The 6,361-nt window shown below is 71.0% G+C and carries 6 protein-coding genes and 1 pseudogene; 1 reads left to right on the top strand and 6 read right to left on the bottom strand.

All coding sequences use genetic code 11. The features are described 5' to 3' along the window. The 3 genes and pseudogenes from G6R24_RS17115 to G6R24_RS17105 form a co-directional block, all read right to left on the bottom strand. Positions 1–415: pseudogene (locus tag G6R24_RS17115) on the bottom strand (hypothetical protein); the annotation flags it as partial. A 46-nt stretch (positions 416–461) separates the two neighbouring features. Further along, positions 462–782, bottom strand: coding sequence for a hypothetical protein (locus G6R24_RS17110; protein ID WP_163550233.1), 321 nt, complete (start codon positions 780–782; stop codon positions 462–464). Continuing rightward, the gene (locus G6R24_RS17105; RefSeq protein ID WP_163550232.1) at positions 779–1,573 is read right to left on the bottom strand and encodes a hypothetical protein; all 795 of its coding nucleotides are present in this window, start codon (positions 1,571–1,573) and stop codon (positions 779–781) included. The genes G6R24_RS17110 and G6R24_RS17105 overlap by 4 nt, the downstream gene beginning before the upstream one ends. Positions 1,574–1,907: 334 nt before the next feature. On the opposite strand from G6R24_RS17105, the gene G6R24_RS17100 reads away from it, so the two are divergent. Continuing rightward, positions 1,908–2,939, top strand: coding sequence for a C40 family peptidase (locus G6R24_RS17100; protein WP_163550231.1), 1,032 nt, complete (start codon positions 1,908–1,910; stop codon positions 2,937–2,939). Positions 2,940–3,113: 174 nt separating this feature from the next. Here G6R24_RS17100 and G6R24_RS17095 read toward each other — a convergent pair whose 3' ends face one another. The 3 genes from G6R24_RS17095 to G6R24_RS17085 all read right to left on the bottom strand — a co-directional run. Beyond that, positions 3,114–3,668 (bottom strand): flavoprotein, encoded by a 555-nt coding sequence (locus G6R24_RS17095; RefSeq protein WP_163550230.1) that lies wholly within the window; start codon positions 3,666–3,668, stop codon positions 3,114–3,116. Positions 3,669–3,973: 305 nt separating this feature from the next. Then, positions 3,974–5,383, bottom strand: coding sequence for an ATP-binding protein (locus G6R24_RS17090; RefSeq protein WP_163550229.1), 1,410 nt, complete (start codon positions 5,381–5,383; stop codon positions 3,974–3,976). A 608-nt stretch (positions 5,384–5,991) separates the two neighbouring features. Next, a partial coding sequence (locus G6R24_RS17085; protein WP_163550228.1) for a PaaI family thioesterase occupies positions 5,992–6,361 on the bottom strand: 370 nt, incomplete at its 5' end.

Raw genomic sequence — 6,361 nt, 5'->3', positions numbered from 1 at the left:
GTTCAGTACCTATGGCGCGGAGCGCGGCGAGCTGCCGGTCCTTGTCACCCGGAACCATGTGGGGCAGCCAACGCACGGCGGCTGACACCGCTCCGGCGGTGGTGTGCGGAAACCCGAGCGCGATCCCGCCCGCGTCGTATCGGGCCGGGTGCGGAAGCACAAGAGTTTCCTGGCCCGCGCTGGTGGTCGATCCGCCTGAGGTGGAGGGCTGCGGTGAGGGGATGCCGAACCGGTTCGTCTTCGGGGTGCTCACGGGCGTGGCGGCGGTCGTGCCGTGCCCGCCGGAGCCGGACCGGGTCACCAGGACCGTGATGACGACGGTGACCGCGATGAGGGCGACCAGGCCCACGCCGATGAGCAGTGGGCCGGCTCGGCGCGGGCGGCCGTGTGGTGACATCTGCTCGGTCAGGCTCATGCGCGGTTGTCCCCGGGGTCAGGTACGGCGGGTGGCGGTCGGCGGCTCAGAAGGCCAGGCCGTAGACCGAGTTGACCAGCGGGATGGCGATGCCGACGAGAAAGCCGCAGGCCACCGCGAACATGAAGACCGACAGCCCCCGGTCGAACTGGCCCGGCCGGCCGCTGACCCGGCCCACGGCGGCGAAGCCGACGGAGATGATGGCCGTGACGCCACAGACGAACAGGGCGCCCCACAGCGTCCAGCCCAGAATCTGGTGCAGCGCGTTCTCGACCGCCGGCGGAAGATCCTTGGTGTCGGGCTTGGTGTCCTCCGGGAGCGGATCACCGGCAAGGATGATTCTCGCTGCGGCGAGACGCGTGATCATGCTGCCTCCTTCAGTGCCAGACTGTCGGCGATGGCGATGGCGGCCCGCTGCGCCGCCCGGCCGCCTTGGCCCGGGGCGAGCCGGCCGTGCGTGCGGACCGGGGGAAGGAAGGGCACCCGTGTCACCGCGGCGCACTCGCCCTCCAGAGCCGTGATCCGGGCGAGGGTCCGGCGTGGCACCCGGCCCTCGCCGGTGTCCACCACGGCGGCGACCAGGTCCACTCCGGCGACACCCGCCTGGCGCAGCGCCCGCGCCGCGGTGAGCGCGTGCTCGAGTGGGCCGGTCGCGGAGTTCGCCACCAGCAGGACGCGCACGCCGTACTCGGTGAGCAGCCGGTGCCAGCGCGGGTTGTGCAGCAGGTACAGGGCGGGATCCCAGGTGTCCACGATGACCGTTCGCCAGGCCTCGTACTCGGCCACGGCGGTGACCGCGTCGATGCGGTGCATCGGAGCGTCCGGGGCCAGCACCCAGTAGGCCGCCCCGCGGTCATCGAGTCGGGCCAGGCCGTCGTGACCGCGCGGGAGTAGGCGGCGCTGGCTGAACAGGCCCGGTGCCTCGTCGATGAGCATCAGCGCGCCGTCCGGGCAGAGCTCACGGGCTAACAGATCCGCGGCCGTGGAGCGGCCGGCCCCGCCACCCGCCGCGACGACGACCACCAGATCGGCCACCTGGCGGGCCGGCGGGGGCATCGGCGCGGAGACGCGCAGCGAATCGGGCGGACACCCGTAGGGCGGTGCTGGTGGCTGCGCGGGCATCTGGCCGGGCACCGTCGCGGGGAGTGTAGGGAGCATGCCGCTGGGGACCCACCCGCCGTCGGGCGCGGTGGACATCTCGGTGCTCCCTCCGGCGGCGGATCCATGCAGACACTCTGCACCAGGACTCTGACCTGGAGAATCAGGACGATGCCAGAGAGTAGTAACGAAATTACGATCAATCAACCTTTTTGTTAGGGTTGCCACGATCTATCCGCCAGGGCGCGGTTCGGGCGCACCATGCGCGACCGGCCATCTGCTGTCCTGCGTAGCTCCCGACCGTGGTGCGCGAAGTACCGGTAGCGGCGACGTGCGGGAGGACGTGCAGTACCGGGGGACGTGAGGTGCCGGGGGAGAGGCGGTTGCGGTACCGATGGCGATGGCGTCGACGCCTGGCCGCGGCTCGCCTGTCCTGGCGCTGGCCGCCGTCGCGCTGGTTGCCGTCTGCACCGTCATAGCCGGCGCACTCGCGATCTTCGGCGGTGCGCTGTCCGGGGACGGCCAGGACGACGACGGGCAGGCCGGTCAGGGCGGGCTGGGTGCCGGAGCCGTCCCGGCTGTCTACGTCGGCGGGATCCTGAGCGCCGGGCGGGCGTGCGCCACGCTCACGCCGGGCATCCTCGCGGCGCAGCTCGAGGCCGAGTCGGGATTCGACCCGACGGCCCGGTCACCGGTCGGGGCCCAGGGCATCGCGCAGTTCATGCCCGCGACCTGGGCCACCCATGGCCGCGACGGCGACGGCGACGGCCGCGCGGACGTCGACAATCCCGCCGACGCCATCCCCGCCGCGGCCGCCTACGACTGCGCCCTCGCCGCAGCCGTCGCTGCCATCCCGGGTGATCCCGCCAAACTGATGCTCGCCGCGTACAACGCCGGCCCCGGAGCGGTCCTGACGAACCACGGCGTACCCCCCTATGCCGAAACCCAGAGCTACGTCGCGCGCATTCTGGCCCGCGCTCCGACTCTGGCCGCGGCACTCACCGCCGAGTCGACGCCGGTGGGTGTCACGAACAAGGTGATGCAGACCGCACTCGCGTTCGCCCGGGCCCAGCTCGGCAAGCCGTACACGCTCGGCGCGAACGGTCCCGACACCTGGGACTGTTCCTCGCTGGTGCAGGCCGCGTACGAGGCGGCCGGGGTGTCCCTGCCCCGCACCACCTTCGACCAGGTGGACGCGTCCGGCCCGGTCATCGCGCTCACCCCGGTGTCGGCCTGGCAGCCGGGCGACCTGCTGTTCGCCGCCGGCTCCGACGGCTCGCCCACCAACCCCGGTCACGTCGGCATCTACCTTGGCAACAACGAGGTGCTGCACGCGCCGCACACCGGCGACGTCGTCAAGATCGTCACCCTCGACCACTACGAGAAGGTCACCGGGGTCACCCGCCCTGCGGCACTCGCCCGGTGAGGGATGTCGCGGGACTCCCGGTCCGGAAGGGGAGTCCCGCGTCCGCGCCGGCCCGGCAGGCCAGGTGCCGCTGCGGGTGGGGTGTCGCAGCAGGCCAGGTGCGGCTGCGGGCCTGCCCGGCGGGTCACGTGCCCTGGCCCGTTACCTGCCCGGGCAGGACACGGGCCCCGGCGGTCAGGCGCCCTTGGAGGCCTCGAGGGCCTCGAAGGTCTTCTTCCAGGGGAACATGGCCTTCCAGGCGTCGATGTCCGGGACGTCCTCGAGGACGACGTCCTCATAGTCGAAGATGACCTGGACGCCCCAGGAACGCAGGGTGGCGATGTTGGCCAGGAACGCCGGGTGCTTGGCGTGAGTGGGGTTCGGCGGCAGGGCGATGATGATCGGGATGCCGGAGCCGATGGTCTCGTTGAGCAGGCTCAGCGCCAGGGTGTCGGAGATGCCGCCGGCGAACTTGTTCACGGTGTTGAAGGTGGCCGGGGCGACGACGACGGCGTCGGGGATCGGGCGTTCCTCCTCGTCGTCCTCGACCAGGACGTACTCGCTGCGTACGGCGTAGCCGGTGAGCTCGGCGAGCGCGCCGGTGTCGAGGAACTTCAACGAGGCCGGCGTGGCGACGATCCGGGTGTCCCACCCGGCGGCCTTCGCCTGCGAGACGAAGTCGGGCACGTCGTCGGCGGGGTAACCGCCGCCGCAGACAACGATGTAGAGCGCGCGCGTGTCAACAGTCATGGCATGCACCTATCTCGAGGCCGTGCGCCCCTCGGAGCCCGAGGACGGCCTTGCGGACGTGAGCCTGGGAGGGCGGCCGTGGTGGGCCGCCGCCCGGTGGACGTGAACCGTGAAACACCGGTCGTGAACCGTGGGACCGGTCGTGCGATCTGGGCCGGGGTACATCGTCCGCCCGGATCCGCGAGATTTCGGCCGAATCCGCAAACGCCGCCGATGTTCTGAGCGAAGGTCCCGTCCGGACCGGTCACGATGGCCCGGCCAGCCGGGCTACGAGTCCGATGCGGCCGCCGCGGGTAAGGGTGGCCTCAGATGCGGGTGAAGGCCTGGGCGTCGCGGCGGAAACGGTCGAGTTCGGTGAGGCTGATCGTCGGACGGGCGGCACGGGCGGCCTCGAGGAGGTCCTCGGTGCGCAGCGGCGTGGTCGGGGTGGCCGGCGTGCCACCGTGCGGTCCGGCCGCGTCCGAGTCGGGCTTACCGGCCTCGTCCGCCCCGCTCGTGCCGGCCAGGCTCAGCGACGCCAACCCCGACCCGCTGGTGAGGGCGGCCCGGGTGCTGTCGGCCGCCCGGTGGAAGGCCGCCGCGGCGGAACGCTGCACGACCGCGGACAGGTCCGCCGGGGTGAACAGGTCGGTCGCGGCGACCACCGCGTCCAGGTCGATCTCCTCCTTGTTGGCGACCCGCTCCAACAGGCCGGCGAGCAGCACCCGCCGTCCGGTCGCGTCCGGCGGGCCGACCGGCAGCACCAGGTCGAACCGGCCGGGCCGGACGAACGCCGGGTCCAGCGCGGACACCGCGTTCGTCGCGCAGATCAGCAGCCGTCCAGCCACCCCACGGAACGCCGGGATGGCCTTGAGCAGTTCGTTGACGACCGACTGGTTCTCCGGTCGGGTCTCCCGAGACTGCGCGATCTCATCGACCTCGTCGATGAACACCACGACCCGCTCGACACCCATCAGGTCGTGGATCGCCGAACGCAGCTCCGAGGCCAGCCCGGTCGCGCCGGAAGCCAGCCGCGACGGCAGCAGCTCGACGAACGGCCATTCCAACCGGGCGGCCACCGCCCGGGCGAACGACGTCTTGCCCGTCCCGGGCGGCCCGAACAGCAGCATCGCCGTGGGAATGACCACGCCGTAGGCCTCGGCGAGTTCACGTTCACGCACCGGCAGCAGCAGCCGCTGCTCGATGAGCGCCCGCTCCTCGGTCATCCCGGCCAGGTTCGACCACTCGGATGTGCTCAGCAGCGCCCCACCCCACCGCTCGACGGTCGACACGTCCGCCGGGCGCAGCGGGATCTCCTTGTCGTAGAGCACCTGACCGGTGGCGGCGAACCCGCGGTGCAGGAACGCCTCCTCATCGGTCTGACCTGGGGTGATCAGGGTGGTGATGCGCCGGCAGCCCGCGTGCAGCAGCTGGTTCTCCACCGACTGCAACAGCCCCGAGCCGATCCCGTGATGGCGCCAGGCCGGTGCGATCGCGACGGTGAGGACGCGACCCTGACCGCCCTCCTTGCGTCCGACGGCAGCGCCCACGATGTGCTCACCGGCGACGGCCACGACCGCCGGGCTCTCCGCGTCCGGCCCCTCGTGACGCAGGGCCAGTACCGTGTCGGTCAGGTTGATCGGCGGACCGCCGGGTGTGCTGCGTACCTCCTCGAGCAGGCGGACGGTGGCAGCGTAGTCGACGGTCTCGTAGGGACGAATGTGCCATATGGGCACGCTGGCTCCTCAGGGTCGCTCACCGACGGATCGTCCCTACCGACTCTCGTCGCCCAGAGTGACTATTTAGCCGGGACCGTTGGGGCGATCTCGCGGGACCTTAGGACCGCCACCCATGGCCATTGGCGCTGTGACCGCCCACCGGTGGTCCCCCTGCCAGGGTCGCCGTCGTGTCGGCAAGGCTGTGACCTGCGGCTCTGCTGGTCGGGTACCCGCAGGCGGGCGAGTTGCCGGCGGGGCGTGTGACTCTCGTCCCCGCCACCTTCGACGCCTTGCCCGCGTCCCGCCCGTCCGGGCAGATGGTGGACAGTCCGTGATGACCTACTTTCTGTGGCCCGCTCTCCGGTCGGTGCGCTCGACCGTGGCCGGATTGCGGTCGGGATCACGAGATGCCGAGGTCTTTTCTGGGATTTCGGCCTCGAAAATCCGAGCGACCCTCGGCATGTCGCCGAACAATCCTCGGCCTGTGGTCCGATGGTCTTCGGCATCTGATCGGATGGCTCGCGGCGCAACTGTCCGATGGCTCTCGGTGTTCTCCTGTGTACCGGGATGCTGGTCGCGCCGAGAGGTGCGGGTGCGGGTGGGGTGGGAATCAGGTGGGGTGGGAATCAGGCGGTGGTGAGGAGACAGGTGCAGGTGCCGTGGGCGATGAGTTTGCCGTCCGCGTTGATGACGGAGGATTCGGCGGTGGCGGTGCGGCGCCCGACGTGGATGGTTCTGGCCTCACAGGTGACCTGATCCGCCGTCAGGCTCAGTGGACGAACGAAGTTCACTTTGAGCTCGAGGGTCGTGTAATAGCTGTCGGCTGGAATCCTGGTGTACACCGCACTTCCCATAGCGGTGTCCATCAGGATGGCGATGACACCGCCGTGCACCGTGAGCATGGCGTTCGCCGCGGCGGGGGACGGGCGGAAGGTCCACACGCTGCGTCCGACCTCGAGGGTCGCGAGGTGGATGCCGAGGGAATGTCCGACGCCG

Source organism: Candidatus Frankia nodulisporulans (assembly GCF_902806475.1).
In the GTDB taxonomy this organism is placed as follows: domain Bacteria; phylum Actinomycetota; class Actinomycetes; order Frankiales; family Frankiaceae; genus Frankia; species Frankia umida.
Note: the sequence above shows the minus strand (reverse complement) of the source record. Positions and strands in the feature narration are given on the sequence as shown.